The 18,907-nt window shown below is 64.2% G+C and carries 16 protein-coding genes and 1 pseudogene; 6 read left to right on the top strand and 11 right to left on the bottom strand.

Annotated features, from left to right (window positions below; all coding sequences use genetic code 11):
- The first annotated feature begins 152 nt into the window (after positions 1 to 152).
- Positions 153 to 1,223 carry a glycosyltransferase family 4 protein gene (locus AC1RUR_RS16540; protein WP_492845773.1) on the top strand — a complete coding sequence of 357 codons (1,071 nt, stop codon included), beginning with the start codon at positions 153 to 155 and terminating at the stop codon, positions 1,221 to 1,223.
- Positions 1,224 to 1,389: 166 nt separating this feature from the next.
- Here the strand turns inward: AC1RUR_RS16540 and AC1RUR_RS16535 are convergent, their stop codons facing one another.
- From AC1RUR_RS16535 to AC1RUR_RS16515, 5 genes and pseudogenes are all read right to left on the bottom strand, one after another.
- The gene (locus tag AC1RUR_RS16535; RefSeq protein ID WP_492845771.1) at positions 1,390 to 3,333 is read right to left on the bottom strand and encodes an alkyl/aryl-sulfatase; all 1,944 of its coding nucleotides are present in this window, start codon (positions 3,331 to 3,333) and stop codon (positions 1,390 to 1,392) included.
- Between the two features lie 132 nt (positions 3,334 to 3,465).
- A complete protein-coding gene (locus tag AC1RUR_RS16530) occupies positions 3,466 to 4,746 on the bottom strand; it encodes a TRAP transporter large permease (protein WP_492845947.1) in 1,281 nt (426 codons plus the stop codon).
- 216 nt (positions 4,747 to 4,962) lie between these two features.
- A pseudogene (locus AC1RUR_RS16525) lies at positions 4,963 to 5,292 on the bottom strand (TRAP transporter small permease); the annotation flags it as partial.
- 303 nt (positions 5,293 to 5,595) lie between these two features.
- Positions 5,596 to 6,597 (bottom strand): DctP family TRAP transporter solute-binding subunit, encoded by a 1,002-nt coding sequence (locus AC1RUR_RS16520; protein ID WP_492845769.1) that lies wholly within the window; start codon positions 6,595 to 6,597, stop codon positions 5,596 to 5,598.
- Between the two features lie 197 nt (positions 6,598 to 6,794).
- On the bottom strand, positions 6,795 to 7,565 hold the full coding sequence (locus AC1RUR_RS16515; protein WP_492845767.1) for a methyltransferase domain-containing protein: 771 nt from the start codon (positions 7,563 to 7,565) through the stop codon (positions 6,795 to 6,797).
- Between the two features lie 141 nt (positions 7,566 to 7,706).
- Between AC1RUR_RS16515 and AC1RUR_RS16510 the strand changes: the two genes are divergently transcribed.
- From AC1RUR_RS16510 to AC1RUR_RS16500, 3 genes are all read left to right on the top strand, one after another.
- The gene (locus AC1RUR_RS16510; RefSeq protein ID WP_492845945.1) at positions 7,707 to 8,450 is read left to right on the top strand and encodes an SDR family NAD(P)-dependent oxidoreductase; all 744 of its coding nucleotides are present in this window, start codon (positions 7,707 to 7,709) and stop codon (positions 8,448 to 8,450) included.
- A gap of 254 nt (positions 8,451 to 8,704) precedes the next feature.
- On the top strand, positions 8,705 to 9,706 hold the full coding sequence (locus AC1RUR_RS16505; protein ID WP_492845765.1) for an ornithine cyclodeaminase family protein: 1,002 nt from the start codon (positions 8,705 to 8,707) through the stop codon (positions 9,704 to 9,706).
- Positions 9,703 to 10,542: a phosphate/phosphite/phosphonate ABC transporter substrate-binding protein gene (locus AC1RUR_RS16500; RefSeq protein WP_492845763.1), complete on the top strand. Its 840-nt coding sequence runs from the start codon at positions 9,703 to 9,705 to the stop codon at positions 10,540 to 10,542. The genes AC1RUR_RS16505 and AC1RUR_RS16500 overlap by 4 nt, the downstream gene beginning before the upstream one ends.
- A gap of 12 nt (positions 10,543 to 10,554) precedes the next feature.
- On the opposite strand, the gene AC1RUR_RS16495 is transcribed toward AC1RUR_RS16500, so the two are convergent.
- From AC1RUR_RS16495 to AC1RUR_RS16475, 5 genes are all read right to left on the bottom strand, one after another.
- Complete coding sequence (locus tag AC1RUR_RS16495; protein ID WP_492845761.1) at positions 10,555 to 11,595, bottom strand: ABC transporter substrate-binding protein; 1,041 nt, start codon at positions 11,593 to 11,595, stop codon at positions 10,555 to 10,557.
- 17 nt (positions 11,596 to 11,612) lie between these two features.
- Positions 11,613 to 12,455, bottom strand: coding sequence for an ABC transporter permease (locus AC1RUR_RS16490; RefSeq protein WP_492845759.1), 843 nt, complete (start codon positions 12,453 to 12,455; stop codon positions 11,613 to 11,615).
- 14 nt (positions 12,456 to 12,469) lie between these two features.
- Positions 12,470 to 13,261, bottom strand: coding sequence for an ABC transporter ATP-binding protein (locus tag AC1RUR_RS16485; RefSeq protein ID WP_492845757.1), 792 nt, complete (start codon positions 13,259 to 13,261; stop codon positions 12,470 to 12,472).
- Positions 13,262 to 13,542: 281 nt separating this feature from the next.
- Positions 13,543 to 13,674: a hypothetical protein gene (locus tag AC1RUR_RS16480; RefSeq protein ID WP_492845755.1), complete on the bottom strand. Its 132-nt coding sequence runs from the start codon at positions 13,672 to 13,674 to the stop codon at positions 13,543 to 13,545.
- 223 nt (positions 13,675 to 13,897) lie between these two features.
- Positions 13,898 to 14,959 carry an isocitrate/isopropylmalate dehydrogenase family protein gene (locus AC1RUR_RS16475; protein ID WP_492845753.1) on the bottom strand — a complete coding sequence of 354 codons (1,062 nt, stop codon included), beginning with the start codon at positions 14,957 to 14,959 and terminating at the stop codon, positions 13,898 to 13,900.
- 168 nt (positions 14,960 to 15,127) lie between these two features.
- Between AC1RUR_RS16475 and AC1RUR_RS16470 the strand changes: the two genes are divergently transcribed.
- On the top strand, positions 15,128 to 16,516 hold the full coding sequence (locus AC1RUR_RS16470) for an MFS transporter (protein ID WP_492845943.1): 1,389 nt from the start codon (positions 15,128 to 15,130) through the stop codon (positions 16,514 to 16,516).
- 4 nt (positions 16,517 to 16,520) lie between these two features.
- On the opposite strand, the gene AC1RUR_RS16465 is transcribed toward AC1RUR_RS16470, so the two are convergent.
- A complete protein-coding gene (locus tag AC1RUR_RS16465) occupies positions 16,521 to 18,140 on the bottom strand; it encodes a B12-binding domain-containing radical SAM protein (protein ID WP_492845751.1) in 1,620 nt (539 codons plus the stop codon).
- 310 nt (positions 18,141 to 18,450) lie between these two features.
- On the opposite strand from AC1RUR_RS16465, the gene AC1RUR_RS16460 reads away from it, so the two are divergent.
- Positions 18,451 to 18,900, top strand: a complete 450-nt coding sequence (locus tag AC1RUR_RS16460; RefSeq protein WP_492845749.1) for a (2Fe-2S)-binding protein — start codon at positions 18,451 to 18,453, stop codon at positions 18,898 to 18,900.
- The last annotated feature ends 7 nt before the right edge of the window (positions 18,901 to 18,907 follow it).

Genomic DNA, 18,907 nt, shown 5'->3' with positions numbered 1-18,907 from the left:
TGGCAGCATCGAGACAAGCCGTGCGATGTGTCGAATATGTAACGTTTGTTGAGAGGAACTTCGCAAGTGCGGGAACGTTCCCTTACCTGGCATAGCCGGTGCCGTGCAGGCGGGGGTTTTTCAACGTTCATGATCGCAGAGGAGAAGGTGAGATGCGCATCGCGCAGGTAGCTCCGTTGACGGAGGCTGTTCCACCCAAGCTGTATGGCGGCACCGAGCGGGTGGTGCATTGGTTGACGGAAGAGCTGGTGGCCCTGGGACATGACGTGACGTTGTTCGCCAGCGGCGACTCGCAGACGTCGGCGAAGCTGGACGCCTTGTGGCCGCGGGCGCTTCGCCTCGACGGTTCCGTGCGCGACCCCAACGCCCTGCACATGGTGCTGCTGGAGCGCGTGCGGCAGAAATGTGACGACGAGGAGTTCGACTTCCTCCACTTCCATCTCGATTATTATCCGTGGTCGCTGTTCCACCGGCAGCCGACGCCGTTCCTCACCACCCTGCACGGCCGGCTCGACCTGCCGGAGCATCAGCCTGTCTTCAACACCTTCTCCAAGATGCCCGTCATCTCGATCTCCAATGCGCAGCGCAGGCCTGTGCCGCAGGCGAACTGGGTGACGACGATCCATCACGGCCTGCCGCAGAATTTGCTGACGCCGAGGCCGGCGAAACAGGAATATCTCGCCGTGCTCGGCCGCATCGCACCGGAGAAGGGCGTTGACCGCGCCATCAAGATCGCGACCCATTGCGGCATCCCGCTGAAGATCGCCGCGAAGGTCGATCGCGCCGACCAGGATTATTACGACGAGCTGATCAAGCCGATGATCGTGAACAATCCGCTGGTGGACTTCATCGGCGAGATCGGCGACCACGAGAAATCGGAGTTCCTGAGCGGCGCGCTCGGACTTCTGCTGCCGATCGACTGGCCGGAGCCGTTCGGCCTGGTGATGATCGAAGCCATGGCCTGCGGAACGCCGGTCGTCGCCTTCAACCGCGGTTCGGTGCCGGAGATCATCGACGAGGGCCTCACCGGCTTCGTGGTCGAGGACATCATCAGCGCCGCCGGTGTCGTCAAGCGCCTTCCGCAACTGGACCGCGCCGCGATCCGCAAGCAGTTCGAAAAGCGCTTCACGGCGCGGCGAATGGCGCTGGATTATCTCGCGGCCTATCGCGGCCTGACGGATGCCCAGGCGCCTCGGATCAAGCTGGTGAGCAGCGCGGAGTAGCGGTAGCACCCACCACTCGCGTGTCCCGGACGCGCTGCAACGCCCTTAGCGTTGCGGCGCAGAGCCGGGAACCACGCGGCAGGGCGCACTCTCGGAAACGTGGGCCCCGGCTCTGCAGCGCACCGCTGAAGAAGCGTTGCGCTGCGTCCGGGGCACAAGACGGTTACTACACCACCACCGTCCGCTTCGGCTCGACGATCTCGAACATGCGCGGGAATTCGTCCATCAGGCCCATCAGCTCGGCGAGCTTCATCGGATTGCCTGATGGCGTGATCTTGCCGGCAGCCACGGCCTCCGGAAAGCTCGTCAGCTTCGCGATCACCTCGTCGAGTGTTGAACGTGCCAGCGTGAAGCTCGCGTCTGCGTTCTCCGCCTGCACGCCCTCGCTATAGGTCAGCGCGCAATTCTCCAGATTGAGCACGAAGGTCTCGCCGGTGTCGGAAAAGCGCCAGTTCAGCACGATGTGCTTGCCTTCCGCCTTGGGACCGTTGAGGCGGATGCCGAGCACGTCCCAAAGCTGCCCGGTGCGCAGTGCCGCCAGCGTCTCGCGCGGCATCGGCGGACGCGGCGGCGTCTTCGGCATGCCCTGGCGCAGTTCCTGCGCGCCGAACAGATAGGCGTTGCGCCAGGTCGCGCTCTCGGCGGCATAGCCGAGCTGCTCCAGCGTATCCGCCAGCAGGTGACGTGCCGCCGCATTGTCAGGCTCGGCGAACACGAGATGGCCGAGTGCCTGCGCGACGAAGCGGAATTCGCCCTTGTCGAAATCCGCAGCCGCCCGCGCGAGGATGGCGTCCGCGCCGCCCATATACTCGACATACTTCCTGCCCGACGCCACCGGCGGCAGCGGATCGAGATTGACCGGATTGGCGTCGTACCAGCCGAGATATTTCTGGTAGATCGCCTTCACATTGTGCCGGATGTGGCCGTAATAGCCGCGGCCGTGCCAGGCGCCTTCCAGGCTCTTCGGCAGCTGGATCGTCTCGGCGATCTCGGCGGCGGTGAGGCCGTGGTTCATCAGGCGGACGGTCTGGTCATGCGCGAACTTGTAGAGATCGCGCTGCTGCCGGATCATCGTGCCGATGCGCTCGCGACCCCACACCGGCCAGTGATGCTGGCCGCACATCGCCTCCGCCTTGCCGTCCCAGAGCTGCAAGGCCTCACCCAGGTATTTCGACCAGGCCAGCGCGTCGCGCACGTCGGCGCCACGGAACGGCAGCAGATTGTGGAAATTGTGGGTGCAGTTCTCGGCGAGGTTCAAGAGCTTGTAGCGCGGGATGAAGAAGTGCATCTCCGCCGGCGCCTCGCTGTTCGGCGCCATCTGGAATTCGAACTCGACGCCGTCGATGACGCGCCTGTCACCGGTCGCCATGATCAGATCGGTCGGACGCAGCAGTGCAACGCCGCCTGCTGCCATCGACTTGCCGAGCCCATTGTCGACCTGCCCGCGCACCCCCTTGGCGAGGAAGGGGCCGAACTGATACTGCGCCCGCCGCAGCATCGCGGGTCCCGCGATGATGTTCTCGGAGACGGCGTGCTCCATGAACAGGTTCGGCGCGATGATCGGCACGCGGCCGGTGGCGAGCGCGTCCTCCTCCAGCACGCCACGCGCGCCGCCCCAGTGATCGGTGTGGGTATGGGTGAAGATGACGGCCGCGACCGGCTTCGTGCCGCGATGCCTGAAGTAAAGATCGAGCGCGGCGCGCGCGCCTTCGATCGAGGTCAGCGTGTCCACGACGATGACGCCGCTGTCGCCCTCGATCAGCGTCATGTTGGCGATGTCGAGCCCGCGCACCTGGTAGACGCCGGGCACCACCTCGAACAGCCCGTGCTGCATGTTGAGCCGCGACTGCCGCCACAGGCTGGGATTGACCGTGGGCGGTGCCTCTTCAGTGGACAGGAAGCCGTAGGGCTCGAGGCTCCAGACCGTCCGGCCCTGCGGATGAGTTATCTTCGCGTTCTCGATCGTGCCGAGGAAGCCGCGCGCGGCATCGTCGAAATCCCGCGTGTCGGAAAACGGCAGCGCGGCCAGCATGGCATCATGCTGCGCGATGACGGAGGGCGAGGCCTGCTTTGGCGTCTCCGCCGTCCCACGGCTGCTGGTCTCGCTCATCGTTCGTCCTCCCGGCTGACTGGCTGACGATGATCTAACCGCATCCGGCCGCGGATTGCCATCCGCGCCCCGCAGTCCGGCGCGCGGAACCCCGGCGCGCGCTCGCCGGCTCGCCCGTCACATCTCGCGCCGCTACATGCCCAGCAGGTTGGGCAGCCACAGCGACAGGCCCGGCCAGTAGGTCACGACCACGAGGAACGCCAGCATCGTCAGGAGCCACGGCCACACCGCGATCGTGAGCTCGGTGATACCCATCTTGGCGATGCCGGAGGCGACGTAGAGATTGAGCCCGACAGGCGGATGGCACAGCCCGACCTCCATGTTGACCGTCATCAGGATGCCGAAATGGATCGGATCGATGCCGAGCTTGATCGCGACCGGAAACAGGATCGGCGCCATGATCAGGATGATCGAGGACGGCTCCATCACGTTGCCCGCCAGCAGCAGCAGCACGTTGACGACGAGGAGGAAGCCGATCCAGCCGAGACCCTGGTCGATCATCCACTGCGCCAGCGCCTGCGGCACGTTCTCGTAGGTCATCAGGAACGAGAACAGGACGGCGTTGGTGATGATGTAAAGCAGCATCGCCGAAAGATTCGCCGATGACAGCAGCACGCGCGGCACGTCCCGCAGCTTGAGGTCCTTGTAGATGAACACCGCGACGATGAAGGCGTAGACAGCACTGACGGCGGCGGCTTCGGTCGGCGTGAACAGGCCGCTGTAGATGCCGCCGATCACGATCACGATCAGCAGGATGCCCCAGATCGACTTGCGGAACGCGTCGAGGCGCTCCATGAAGGTCGCCTTCGGCATGCGCGGATAGTCGTTGCGCCAGGCGCGATAGAACGTCGTGGCGCCGAGCAGCGTGGCCAGCATGAGCCCCGGCACGATGCCGGCGATGAACAGCTTGCCGACCGAGCTGTTGGTGGAGACGGCAAAGAGCACCATCGGAATCGAGGGAGGAATGAGAATTCCCAGCGAGCCCGATGTCGTGATCACGCCTGCGCCGAACCTTTTCGGAAATCCCTGCGCGACCATGGCGGGCAGGATCACCGAGCCGATCGCCACCACGGTGGCCGGGGACGAGCCGGAAATCGCGGCGAACAGCGCGCACGCGACCACGCCCGAGAGCGCAAGACCGCCGTACCAATGGCCGACCAGCGCAGTCGCGAACGCGATCATCCGGCGCGCCACGCCGCCATGGGTCAGGAAGTTGCCGGCGAGGATGAAGAACGGGATCGCCATGATCTCGAAGCTCTCGATCCCCGTGAACAGCTTCAGCGCCACCGATTCGGTTCGCACGTCGGTCAGCGTGAACATGTAGCTGAGCACGGTCAGACCGAGCGCGATCGAGATCGGCATGCCCGTGAGCATCAACGACAGCAGAAGGGAGAAAACCACGGCGACGCGCAGGCCCTGCGGCAGCGCGATCACGTGAGCCGAATGGGCAAAGCACAGCGCGACGATCAGGACCGGCAACAACATCAGGACCCAGCCGAGCGGGCTGCGTTCGTCGCGGACGACCTGGCTGCGCGTGACCGGGGCCGGATGAACCGGGTCCGCCTCGATGCCCTCGACGCCGGCCATGTCGTGATGGGGGAGCTCGCCGGTGCGATAGAAGGACCAGGCGACCTGCAGGAAGCGGAAGCACATCAGCCCCGAGCCGACGGGGATCGTGAGGTACACCATCCACATCGGCGCTTCGAGATCGTTGGACTGCTGGCCGGTCTGCCACATCTGGCCGACGAACGCGGCGCCGAAATAGCACACAATGGCCGTGAAAAGCGCACCGCAGAGAAGACCGAAGGTGATGACGCGGCGGCGCGATCCGCCGGGCAGCACGTTGACCAGTACGTCGACGCCGACATGGATGCCGGTGCGCACGCCATAGGCGGCACCGAACTTCGCCATCCAGATGAACATGTAGATACAGAGCTCTTGCGCCCAGGACAGGTCCACGGCGGCAAGCCAGACGAACGCCGCGCGCGCGGGCACCGCGAGGAAGGCCAGGCTGCGGGCTTCGGCCCATTTGGCGATGTCGATCGACAGCCCTGCCCCGTAACGGTGCAGCACGGCGACGAAGATGAGCGATGTCGCAGCCGCAATGAGCGTCGCGATCAGCCACTCCTCGAGATGATCGAGCACACGATTCAGTACACGCAGCAACTTGGTCCCCCCAGGATCGGCTCGTCATTCAAGAGTGAAACGGCCGGGAGCATGATGGCTCCCGACCGTTCGTGTTGTGGCGACAGGGCGCGGCCGTCAGTTCATCTTGACGTCGAGTTCCTTGGCGACGAGATCGAGCACCTCCTGCCCGACCCGGCCCTTTGCCCATTTGTACGTCGGCTGCATCGCCTCCTGCCACGCCTTGCGATCAGCGTCGGTGAGATAATGCAGCGTGGTCTTGCCGGATTTCTTGATCTCGGCGAGCGCGTCCTCGTTCTCCTGGCGCGCGATCGAGTTGGTGTAGTCGGTCGCCTCGTTCATCGCCTTTTCGAGCTGGGCGCGGATGTCGGGCGGCAGGCCGGACCAGAATTTCGAGTTGACGATCACGGCGTATTGCAGATGGGCGTGATAGGACACCGTGATGTCCTTCTGCACCTCGTAGAATTTCTGCGTCCAGTAATTCGACGCCGTGTTCTCGCAGCCGTCGACCACGCCGGTCTGGAGCGCCTGGTAGACTTCCGAGAAGGCCATGATCTGCGGGATCGTGCCGACCAGACGGAAATACTGGTCGGCGACCTTCGATCCGGAGATGCGGAACTTCAGTCCCTGGAAATCGGTCGGCTTCACCAGCGGGCGATTGGACGAGACCATGTGGAAGCCGTTGTCCCAATAAGCGAGGCCGGTGATGCCCTTGCCCTCCAGCTTCTGGAACAGCCACTTGCCGACCGTGCCCTTCATCGCGTTGGAATAGGTCTCGTCGTCCTTGAACAGCCAGGGCAGATCGAGCGCCTCGAATTCCTTGATGCCGAGTGGCGCGAATTTCGCGGTCGAGGGCGCCAGGATATGCACCGAACCGAGCTGCAGCGCCTCGATCTCCTCCTTGTCCTTGTAGAGCGTGGAGTTCGGATAGACTTCGATCTTGACCTTGCCGTCGGTGTACTTCTCGGCGAGTTCCTTGAACTTCAGCGCGCCCTTGCCCTTCGGCGTGTCGTTGGCGACGACATGGCTGAACTTGATGACGATAGGATTCTGGGCCTGGGCGACGGCAGGAGCCATGAGAGCAGCCGCAGCAGCGACCGCAAGGAGCAGCTTGCGCATGAAGGTACCTCCCAACAACCTCTAAAACCGGGTCTTTTTGTTTTCCGATTTCAGTAGTGGCAGCAATCCGCCACCCGAACAACTAGACCTAAGCCCAATTTGCCGCAGCCAAGCTAGCTTGAGGGCTGGTGTACATGCAACTCGGCACCCGCTCCATCCCGCGCCGCGAGCGCTTATGCCGCATCGCGGCAACTCCGTCACGCGTTCCGCTGGGCAACCATGAAGAGACGCCGGAACGGAAACAGCGTCTGTCCCATCGCGTTCTTCGGGTAGGCCTTCGCGACCCGCATCCCATAGGCGGCCTCGAAGGCCGCTTTCTCCTCGCCCTGCAACACGTCGAGATAGCGCGTCAGCCAGGTCCCCTTGGTCCATTCCTTCACCGGGTTCTCGCCTTCGAGCACCTGAAGATATTCGGTCTCCCAGATGTCGATATTGGCGGACATCGGAGCAAGAAGGTCGTGATAGAACGCCGGCCCCTCGACCGGCGGCGGGGTGACGAGATGCGCGACCTTGGATCGCCAGGGACCGTTCAGCGCGGTCTCGCCGATCAGCACATGCGAGGGGGCCAGAAAGTTGCGCGGCATCTGCACCGCAAGCATACCGCCGGGCTTCACCTTCTCCATCACCGACGGAAACAGTGCCGCATGATTGGGCAGCCAGTGCAGTGCGGCATTGGAATAGATCAAGTCGTAGGGCTTGGCGGGACGCCACTGGCCGAGGTCTTCATGGGACCATTGCACCTCCGGTGCCGCCTTGCGGCCCGCGGCAACCATCTCGGCCGAGCCCTCGACGCCGGTCACGGCCGCATCCGGCCAGCGCTCCTTGATCAACCTGGTGACGTTGCCGGCCCCTGCCCCGAGATCGGCGATCTCGCGCGGTGCGAAATCCGGAATCCGCATCAAGAGGTCGACGGCGGGCCGGAGCCGGTGGCCGGAGAACTTCAGATATTGCTGCGGATCCCAGACCATCGTTTCAGCCTTTTCTTTTTCGTGTTTCCTTCAACCTCGCTCTTGGTTACCACTGCTCGTCCCGCTCAGGCAATTCCAGTCGAGCAGGACGGGCAGGAAACGAACGGCAACAAGCAAAAGCAAACAAGAGAGCGTGTGACCATGGACCTCGGGCTCAAATCGAAAACCGCTGTCGTCACCGGAGCCAGCATCGGCATCGGCCGCGCCATCGCCAAGGGCCTCGCCGCCGAAGGCGTGCGCGTCGTCGGCGTGGCGCGGCGCACCGACCTGCTTGCCGAGCTGGTCAAGGACGTCGGCGGCGGCCTCATCATTCCGCTCGAGCAGGACGTGATGGACAAGGACGCGGCCGAGACCATCACGGCCTTTGCGCTGAAGGAGCTCGGCCATGTCGACATCCTCGTCAACAATGCCGGCGGCAGCCGTCCCCTTCCCGTCGATGCGCCCGACAGCAAATGGGACGAGGCGATCGCGCTGAACTTCACCAGCTACCGCCGCATCGCGCACGCGCTGCTGCCGCAGATGATCGCGCGCAAATGGGGCCGCATCGTCAACATCACCGGCAAGTCCGAGCCGGAAGGCCTCAACGCCGCCTTCGCGGCCAAAGCCGCCGTGCACGCCTGGGCCAAGGGCCTGTCGCGCGAGATCGGCGAGCACGGCATCACCATCAACTGCATCCCGCCCGGCCGCATCATGAGCGAACAGATCCGCCGCAACTACCCGCCGGATTATCGCGAACGGTTTGCGGAGGAGGAAATCCCGGTCGGCTATTGGGGCGAGCCAGAGGATCTGGCCGCGCTTGCGGTGTTCCTGGCGTCACCGGTGGCGCGCTACATCACGGGTACGGTGATCCCGGTGGATGGGGGGCTGCGGAGGTATCAGTTTTAGGGCTGTTAAGTCCGATCGGCCCATGAAAGAGCATGCCATGTCCGCTCCGCTCTCGGGAGCGGACAGCATCCGCTTGCTCTGACCAGTCGGCTGACGGCCGCGAGCAAGAAACTGCGCATGACCTGACCGACAAGGCGAAACCACGTGCTGCCGGCCGGACGCATATGACGCTCCACGTCGTGTGCATTGACAGCCTCCGCGGGCTCCTTAATGTCTAGACATATTCCGGAGCCGCCTTCTCGGGAGCCGCCGCCATGCCGCCGATCTACATCGCCTATCTGAACCGCCTCGACATCGAGGAGCTCAAGATCACCGACGCGGAGATCCTGGCCGCGATCGAGACGAGCTTGGCGGCGCAGGGCCGTGGCGACACGGTGATCGAACCGCGCGTTCACCTCGAGCCCGGCGTCGCCAACGGTCATTTCAACGTGCTTCGCGGGGCGATCAAGGCGCCGATCGACAGGGCCGGCGTGAAGGTCGTCGGCGACTTCGTCGACAACTACAAGCTCGGCCTCCATTCGGAACTGGGAATATTGACCCTGTTCGACCCGTCCAACGGTGCGCCGAAAGCGATCATGGACGCCAGTGGCATCACCGACATGCGGACAGGCGCGGTCACTGCAATCGGCGCCAAGTATCTCGCCCGAAAGAGCTCGAAAGTCCTTGGCCATATTGGGGCACGCGGCACCGCCTATTGGAACGTGCGGTTGCTCGATCATCTCTTCGATTTCGACGAGATCCGGGTCCATTCGCGGCGGGAGGAAAGCCGCAATGGCTTCGCCGAACGGCTCTCCCGCGATCTCGGAAAGAAGGTCGTCGCAACCGCGGATTGGCAATCCTGCCTCGAAGGTGCCGACATCGTTGTCGAGGCATCCCGTCTCGACAAGCCGACGCCGATGCTCAAGACCGAATGGATCAAGAAGGGCGCCTTCGTCGTCCCCTATGGTACGATGAGCGCGATTGAACTCTCGTTGACCGATATCATGACCAAACTCGTGGTCGACGATTGGGGGCAATGCAAGGGCGGCAAGTTCGGCAGCCTCCGCGCCCATGTCGAGGCCGGCAAACTGTCGGAGAAGACGCTGCACGCCGAGCTCGGACAGATCGTCGCCGGGCTGAAGCCCGGCCGTGAAAGCGACGCGGAGACCAATCTCCTTTGGCATCGCGGACTTTCGCTCTCCGACATCGCATTGGGTCATGCCATGCTGGAAAAGGCCGAGCGTCTCGGCATCGGGCAGCGCCTGCGGTTTGCATGACCGGCAGCGAAGGGCCGTCAACGCTGCGGTATGTCGCGAACGCGCGGATGTATTCGGCAGTGCCCGCGGCGACCGCTGCCTGGAGGGACCTGTTTGATTGGTTGGCGCGCGAGAGCAGCGTCGCCCTGAACATCATCGATCATCCATTCCCGTTGCCGCTGTCCGACCTGTGGGCGCGCGGAGATCTCGGCGCAGCCTTCATGTGCGGATTTCCGTTCATGCTCGCGGCTGACCGCCCCCGGCCGGTCGCGGCGCCTGTTCCATCCGGCGCGCTCTACGGTGGGAGGCCGGTCTATGCGACGCGCCTTGTCGTCCGTGCAGACTCCCGATTTCGGTCGCTCGAAGACACATTTGGCGGCCGGCTTGGCTTCACTGTCCCGGACTCGCATTCGGGATACAATGCATTGCGCCACCATCTTTTGCCGTACTATCGGAAGCACGGGGCGGGACTATTTCGCGAAAGCGTCGGGCCACTCACGACACCACGCCGAGTGATCGAGGCGCTTCTCTCCGGCGATATCGACGTCGGTCCGCTCGACAGTTATGCGCTGGATTTGATGCTGCGCCACGAGCCGCTGCTCGGTTCGCAAATTCGCATCGTCGCGACCACGGATCTTGCGCCGATTCCTTTCCTGGTTGCGGCGGCCGGATGCCCCGACGGCGTCGTCGCCGACTTGCAGGCGGCGCTTTGGAGCTTTGCCGCGGCCCCTGCGTGCGCGCCCCTGCGCGACAGGCTCTGCCTCGACGCCTTCGCTGCCATCGACCTTGACGACTACGAACTCACGTTGCGCTGGGATGCCGAGGCGCGCGCCGCCGGCTATGCGAAGCCCGGCTGACCGGCACCTCGCCTATCTGGCTTTCGCCGCGTCCACGAAGCTGTTGGTCCACAGATCGTCCCTGGTCGCCGCGGCGTCGAACTCCTTGCCAAAATTGTTGCCGACCTCCTTGTTGAAGGTCAGCGCGTTCTTCATGGCGTCGACGTCGATCTTGCCTCGGTCGGCCACTCCGCTGCTCATGCTCTTGACCGCCGAAGCGATCGCCTGCGGATCGGCCTTGGCGAAGAATTGCTTCTGTATCGCCTCGGCCGTCTCGGCGGGCTTGTCGAGCACGGCCGCGCTCGCCGCCTGCATCGCTGCGACCGTTTTCTGGATCAGCTCGGAGGTCGCGGGGCTGATCGGCTTCTTCGCGACCAGCACGAGATAGGGTTGCTTTGCGAGGAGCGGAAATTCGTCACCCATCGAGACGAGAACGACCCCGGTGCCCGCCTTCTCCGCGAGAAATCCCTCGGGCGGAGAGAGAACGAAGGCATCGATGCGTTTGGCCTCGAGGGCTGCCTGGATGGCAACTGGGCTGCCGACCTGCGCCACCTTGATATCGTTCTTCGCATCCAGGCCGCCTTGACCTGCGAGCCAGCGCGCCGCGGCCTCTTGAGCGCCGGCCAGCGCTGTCGCACCGAACGTCGCACCCTTCAGGGCGGCCAGTCGCTTCGGCAGCGGATCGGTCGGCTTCACGCCGGTACGTTCGAGAAAATCCCTGGACACGACGAGTTGGAGCGTCACTTTGGACATCAACGAATAGACGATCTGGAATGGCTGGCCCTTGGCGACGGCGCGCAGCATCGAATCCGGGCCGACTGCGGCCAGATCGATATCACCCGCGTCGAGCGCTGCGAGGGCTGACGCATCGCCACCGGGCAACGCAGCGATCGTGGCGGTAAGGCCTTGCGGCTTGAACGTGTCAAGCGCGCGCCCGGACCAGACCGGGAGAAAGCTCAGCGTCGGGGCCCCCAATCCAATTCGCACCGCTTGCTGGGCTTGGACCGGATTGGGCAGCAAGGCAATTGCCGCGGCGACCGTGGCCGCCTTCGCCCATTTCATCGTGACACGCATTGCGACATCCTCTCGGTTTAGGCATCGATCGGGCCTGAACCCGACAATGTTCGCCAGCGCAGGAGGCGACGCTCGATCGCGCCGGCGATCAGGTTTGCGATCGTGACGAAGCCGAGCAGGATGACGATCCCGGCGAAAACGCCGGCAGGATCGTAGGTCGACGACGCCTCATGGATGAACAGACCGAGGCCCTGCACCGACGATGTGAATTCGCCGACGATCACGCCGATGACGCTGTAGGGGATCGCCAGCCGCATCCCAAGCATGACGAAAGGGGCCGCGGCAGGCAGGAAGACATGATAGGTCAACTGGCGTTGGTTGGCGCCCATCACTTGCACGAGATTCACGAGTTCGCGATCGACGCTGCGGACACCTGCAAAAACGTTATAGAAAACGAGGAAAAACACCATGATCGAGGCCAGTGCGACCTTCGATCCGATGCCGATGCCGAACCAGATGATGAACAGCGGTGCCAGCGCGATCTTGGGGATACCATAGAAGGCCATCACGTAGGGTTCGAATATCCGTGCAAGCCGCGGTGAGCGGCCAAGCGCGTAACCGGCGAACACGCCCCCGGCGACACCGATGACGTAGCCGAGCACGAGTTCCTGCCCGGTGATCCACAAGTGCGGATAGATTTCTCCGGAGGCGAACAGCTCGTACAACCGCTCGACGACCGCGGTCGGCTTGCTGACGTAGATTTCCCTGATCAGACGTCCCGACGCCCATTGCCAAAAGATCAGCAGCGTGATGCCCGGCAGCAGCTTTACGAGCAATTGCAGCGCTCTCGAGCCGATCTCGGCCAATCCGCCGCTGGCACGCGTCGACGCGACGGGAGCTCGAGAAGCAACGTCACCCATTGCCTGCTGCTCGTTCAATGGATCTGTCCGGCTTGAAGCTGGGAGCGGAATTCGGTCCAGACAGCGTCATAGGCGGCATCGAAGCCCGGGTTCTTGAACGGCTCGTACATATTGCGCGGTCGGGGCAGGTTGATCGGAATATTGGCGAGGAGCCGCGACGGCCGCTGGCTCAGCACGACGACGTTGTCCGCGAGCAATACCGCTTCGGTAATGTCATGCGTGACGAATACGACGGTGGCGCCGGCTTCCATTGACAAAGTCTGCAGGTCGCTTTGCATCACCATCCGGGTCTGGGCATCGAGAGCACCAAATGGCTCGTCCATCAGGATGACGTCGGGCCGATAGACGAGCGTGCGCGCAATCGATCCGCGCTTCTGCATGCCGCCGGAGAGTTGGCTGGGAAAGTGTTGCTCGAAACCCGTCAGGCCGACCGCGCGAAGAGCCTCCGCAACCCGTTTTTGCCGTTCGTGAGCAGCGACGCCGCGCAGCACCAGCGGCAATTCGACGTTCTCTGCGAGAGTTTTCCAGGGAAGCAGTTGAGCCTGCTGCGGCACGAAGCCAACCTCGGTGTTGACTGACGTCACCTTGCGGCCACGATGATGGACGGAGCCTCGCGTTGGATGCAGCAGGCCGGCGGCCATCTGGAGCAGCGTGCTTTTCCCGCAGCCGCTCGGTCCGATCACCGCAATGAACTTGCCGCGGTCGGCCTCGAAGCTGATCCCGTCCAGCACCCGGATTTGGGTTCGCTGTCCCGGCGACGGAAAGTCCTGTCCTATCCCGTCGAACACAAGCACGCGATCGTCCATGCCGATCAACCCTCAAGCGAACATGTCTATACATATTCCAGGCCGCCCAAATGAGCAAGCCAAGGCCAATGCTGAGAATTTGGGCTTCGCAGGTCGAATGAAAGGCATGCGGTTGACGGCGGGACCGATGCAGCAGCATTGGCGTTGCGTCTTTGGCAAGAGCCGTTTCATTGCCTGACCGATCCGCGCGACGAGCTTCAAGACTCCGCTTGGGTCGATGTTGCTGAAGACGTCGCTCGACAAGCAGAGATTCTCGCCACAATCGGCTTCACCGCCCGCGCTCAGAAGCCCGGCATCCGGCGTGCCTTCTTGCTGCGCTCGCCGGCCGGGTCGATCGATCGCGCCTTGCGGAAATCAGCGATCACTTTAGTGCGGCGGCCGATGGTTTCATGGGAGATGCGCTGGCGGCGCACTCGTTCCGGTCGGCCGGCGCCTGCATATACTGGCCTCCCGACGACACATGGCTGACGATAGCATCATGCCAGTGTTTTGCCCGACGGTTCAACGTGATCACGGTCACGAACGCCGTCGCGACGTCGCTCGAAAAATCCCTTGTCGATCAAGGGGCCTTCTACTGTGCATGGGGTTGTTTTTCGACTTTTGTGTCGAGCCCTACAAAAAAATGCGAGAGCACCCTCACTCCGCCTGCAGGATCTCCGCAATCGCAGCGCCCGCCGCGATCGTGCCGAGCCTGCCGCCGACGTCGCGCGTCGCCCTGCCCTCGCGAAGCGCCTTCGCCACCGCCGCCTCGATCGCACGCGCCGCCTCCTCGTAGCGGACGGCGCCGTTCTTCTCGCCATGCCAGGCCAGCAGCAGCGCGGTCGACAGGATCAGCGACACCGGATTGGCGACGTCCTGCCCTGCGATGTCAGGCGCCGAGCCGTGTGCGGCCTGCGCCATGGCGTAGCGGTCGCCGACATTGAGCGAGCCGCCGAGGCCGAGGCTGCCTGACAGCTCCGCGGTGAGATCGGACAGGATGTCGCCGAACATGTTGGTGGCGACGATGACGTCGAACCGGTCGGGGTTGCGCACCACATGCGCCATCATGGCATCGACCAGGATATCGTCGACTTCGAGGCCGGGGTAGCCTTTCGCAGCCGCGCGGCAGATGTCCAGGAACATGCCGTCGCCGATCTTCAACACATTGGCCTTGTGGACGATGGTGAGATGCTTGCGCCGCTTCATCGCAAGACGACAGGCGGCATGCGCGATGCGCTCGCAGCACAGTCGCGTGATCCGGCGCAGCGAGATCACGACATCAGGCGTGACAAGCATCTCGCCATTGCCCTGCTCCATGTTGCGGTCGGCGTAAAACCCTTCGGTGTTCTCGCGCACCACGACGAGGTCGAACTCGCCGAGCCGGCCGGGCCGCCCGGCATAGGTGCGCGCCGGCCTGATGTTGGCGTAGAGGTCGAGGCCCTTGCGGAAATGCCTGGACGGATTGATCTCGCCATGCGCCTCGTCCTTGAAGTCGAAGGTCGCGGTCGGGCCCAGGATCAAGCCGTCGGCGGCGCGGACGATGTCGAGCAGCTCGGGGCGCACCGTGGTGCCTGATAGCTTCAGGCTCGCATGCCCGACCGCGTGCTCCTCCAGGCGCAGGTTGAGCTGGAAGCGCTCGGAGGCCGCGCGCAGCACGAGCGATGTCGCGGTCGTGATTTCCGGTCCGATGCCGTCACCGGGCAAAACGACGAGTTGCATGACGATCCCCTGAAATTGCGCCAGCACGATCATACGCCAGAGCGCAGGCGCATCGCCTGACCTTCGCGCATACACAGCATGCAAGCATGAGCCTGTGGAAGCCGGCCCGGGCGTAGTACATGCCGAAAGTCCCCTATGGCCACGCCGCCGGAGCAACGCGCCAACGCAATGACGATCACGTTACCTGCCGCCGCGCGCGAGCCCGACCACACCATGTCCGACGGCCTGCCGGCCGCGCAGCGGCGCTGGGCGATCGCGGCCATCTTCACCGCGCTGGCGATGGCCTCGCTCGACACCGCGATCGCCAACATCGCGCTGCCCGCCATTGCCGCCGATCTGCATGTCAGCCCGGAACAGTCGGTCTGGGTGGTCAACGTCTACCAGATCGCGCTGGTGGCGACGCTGCTGCCGCTCGGCGCGCTTGGCGAGATCGTCGGGCACCAGCGCATCTATCTCGGCGGCCTGATCCTGTTCACCATCGCCTCGCTGTTCTGCGCGGTGGCGTGGTCGCTGGACAGCCTGCTGGTGGCGCGCACGCTGCAAGGCCTTGGCGCCAGCGGCATCATGAGCGTCAACACGGCGCTGGTACGCTTCGTCTATCCCGGCCGGATGCTCGGCCGCGGCTTTGGTCACAACGCGCTGGTTGTCGCCACCGCCTTCACCTTCGGGCCGTCGATCGCCTCCGCCATCCTCGCGCTCGGTCCCTGGCCGTGGCTGTTTGCCGTCAACATCCCCTTCGGCCTCGTCGCGATCGGCATCGGCTTTGCGATGCTGCCGAAAACGCCGCGGGCCGACCACGGTTTCGACTTTCTCGGCGCGGTCCTGGCGTCGGCCTGCCTCGGCCTGTTCATCACGGGCATCGGCAGCGCCGCGCACAATCTGTCGCCTGTTGTTGTCGGCATCGAGTTGGTCGCGGCCATTGCGTTCGGCTTCATCTTGACGCGCCGGCACGCCGACCACCCTGCGCCGATGTTGCCGATCGACCTGTTCAGCCGGCCGATGTTCGCGCTGTCGGCGGCGACCGCCGTATGCTCCTTCGCAGTCCAGGGCCTCGCCTTCGTTTCGCTGCCGTTCTATTTCGAGGACGTGCTCGGCCGCTCCCAGGTCGAGACCGGCTTCTTCATGACACCGTGGCCGCTGGTGGTCGGCATCATGGCGCCGATTGCGGGACGCCTGTCCGACCGCTACGCCGTCGGCCTGCTCGGCGGCATCGGGCTCGTGCTGCTCGGCCTCGGCATGGCGCTGCTCGCCATGCTCCCGGCCAACCCTGCCATCGCCGACATCATCTGGCGGATGGTGATCTGCGGCATGGGCTTCGGCTTCTTCCAGGCGCCGAACATGAAGGCGGTGATGTCGAGCGCACCGCCCCATCGCAGCGGCAGCGCCTCCGGCATCGTCGCCACCGCGCGCCTGACGGGCCAGACGACCGGGGCGGCGCTCGCCGCGGCCTGCTTCGCGCTGGCCGGTCACGAGGGCGCGACCGTGGCACTCGCGCTCGGCGCCGGCTTTGCCGTGCTCGGCAGCGTCATGAGCTTCCTGCGGCTGGCGGTGAAGTAGGCCCTCAGGCCAGGTGCCGAGCCGCCGTCACATCGACGGTCGCCGCCGGGATGACGATCTCGTCGTCGAGCGCAGCGAGGCGCACGTCGATGGCGTCGATGACCTTGCGCGAGAACGGCCCGAGATGGGCATAGGCCGCGATCATCTGCACCGCGATCCGCGCCGACGACGTGTCGCGCTTGGCGCAGTTCATGAAGGTCTGCCAGAGCGGCCCCCGTGCCTCCGGGATAGCGGTGACCACGCGGTGCACCGTCTCCATCGCCCCGACCTTTGAACGGATGTCGCCTTCGGCGAGTTCATGGCGCTGCTTCGATCGATCCAGCAGCGTCATCAGCTTGTCGACCCGGCCCGCATAGGCCGCCGGACTGTAGATGCGCTCCAGCACCGTCTTGTAGTCCGTCAAGATGTCCCGCAGCGGCCTCACCGGATCGAAATTGATGCCGCCGGTGCACTGGTCGCCGCCGGTCGTCGATGCCAGATCGTGATCGGCGTGCAGCCGGCCTTCCTTCGCCAGGCGCCGCGTGAGCTGCGTGTTCGGCAACGCATAGAGCAGGCCGACCATGGCGACGGGAATCGCGGCCTCCTCGATGAAATCGATCATCGCCTCCGCCATCGAGACCTTCTCGTTGTCGAAGCCGACGATGAAGCCGGCGGTGACGAGCATGCCGGCGGCGTAGATCTTGTGGATGCTCTCGGCGATGTTGCGCCGCGTGTTCTGCTTCTTCCGCATCGCGACCAGGGTCGCGGGATCCGGACTTTCGATGCCGACGAAGATGCCGAAGAAATTGGCCGCCCCCATCAGGTCGAGCAATTCGGGATCGTCGGCGAGATTGACCGAGGCCTCGGTGGACAGCTCGAAAGGGTAGCCGTGCGCGCGCTGCCATTCGGCGAGCTGGGGCAGGAACAGCCGGAGCGACTTCTTGTTGCCGATGAAATTGTCGTCGACGAAATCGAGATGGCCACGATAGCCCATCTGGTAGAGCCGATCGAGCTCGACCAGCATCTGCTCATTCGTCTTGGTGCGCGGCACGCGTCCGTAGAGCTCGATGATGTCGCAGAACTCGCAGGTGAACGGGCAGCCGCGCGAATATTGCACGCCGAGATAGAGATAGTCCTCGAACTTGAGCAGGTCGAAACGCGGCACCGGGGTCCTGGTGACGTCGGCCTGGAATTTCGGCGCGATGAAGACGCCGGAACGCGCACCGCCCTCCCAGGCCGCGATGAATTCGTCGAGGATACCCTCGGCCTCGCCGAGCACCTGGAAGTCGGCCTTCGCGTAGATGTGGGGGCTGGAGGTCGGATCGGGACCGCCGACGACCACGGGCTTGCCTGCCGCGCGGCACAGCTCGATCAGGCGCAGCGTGTCGGCCTGCTGCGGCAGCATGCCGCCGGTGAAGACGACGTCGGCCCAGGCAAGATCCTCGTCACTCAGGGGCTGCGTGTTGCAGTCGATGAGGCGCACCGTCCAGCTCGCCGGCAGCATCGCGGCGACGGTAATCAGGCCGAGGGGAGCAGCGGGGCGCTTCACGCCCATCAGTTCGCAGGATTCGCCAAAGCTCCAGAAGGACTCCGCCGTGAACAGCGGATAGAGCATCAACACGTTGCAGGGGCTCGGCACGTCCATGGAACTCCTCTGGCTTCGACCCAGTGTACCAGAGCGCCTTCGTCTTGCATCCCGGCAAAAGAGACAAACTGTCGCCGCTCCAGCGCGGGAACACGCCGGACGTCGTCCCAAGCCTTGAATTGGCGCCCGGAGAGAGGCCACGTCCCGCCGAGACCGGGCTCGGCACAACACCGCGGGGCCCATAATCTTCCCGCGCCCGTCGGATGCTTGAGAGCCCACCCCGCAGACTGTTGATTTGAACAGTTCCAGTTTGCCGGACACATTGCGCTCCTGAGTCCAATCGGTGGATTGGTCCAATCAGGGGACTGCGATGGCAAACCTTACAATCAACGGAAAAACCCTCACGCTCGACGTCGAGCCGGATACGCCGCTGCTTTGGGCGATCCGCGAGAATGCCGGCCTGACCGGCACCAAATATGGCTGCGGCATCGCACAATGCGGTGCCTGCACGGTTCACATCGAGGGCATCGCCACCCGTTCCTGCGGGGTTTCGGTCAGCGAGGCCGAGGGCAAGAAGATCACCACGATCGAGGGCCTTGCCTCCGGCGGGACGCTACACAAGGTGCAGGAGGCCTGGATCGCCCAGGACGTTCCGCAATGCGGCTATTGCCAGAGCGGCATGATCATGGCGGTGGCGGCGCTGCTGAACGAGAAGCCGAAGCCGACCGACGCCGATATCGACGAGGCCATCACCAATATCTGCCGCTGCGGCACCTTCCAGCAGGTGCGCGAAGCGATCCACACGATCGCAAGCGCGTAAGGAGCCG

The organism is Bradyrhizobium sp. GW821-FHT12B03, assembly GCF_058807535.1.
This window is presented reverse-complemented; position numbering and strand designations above follow the sequence as displayed.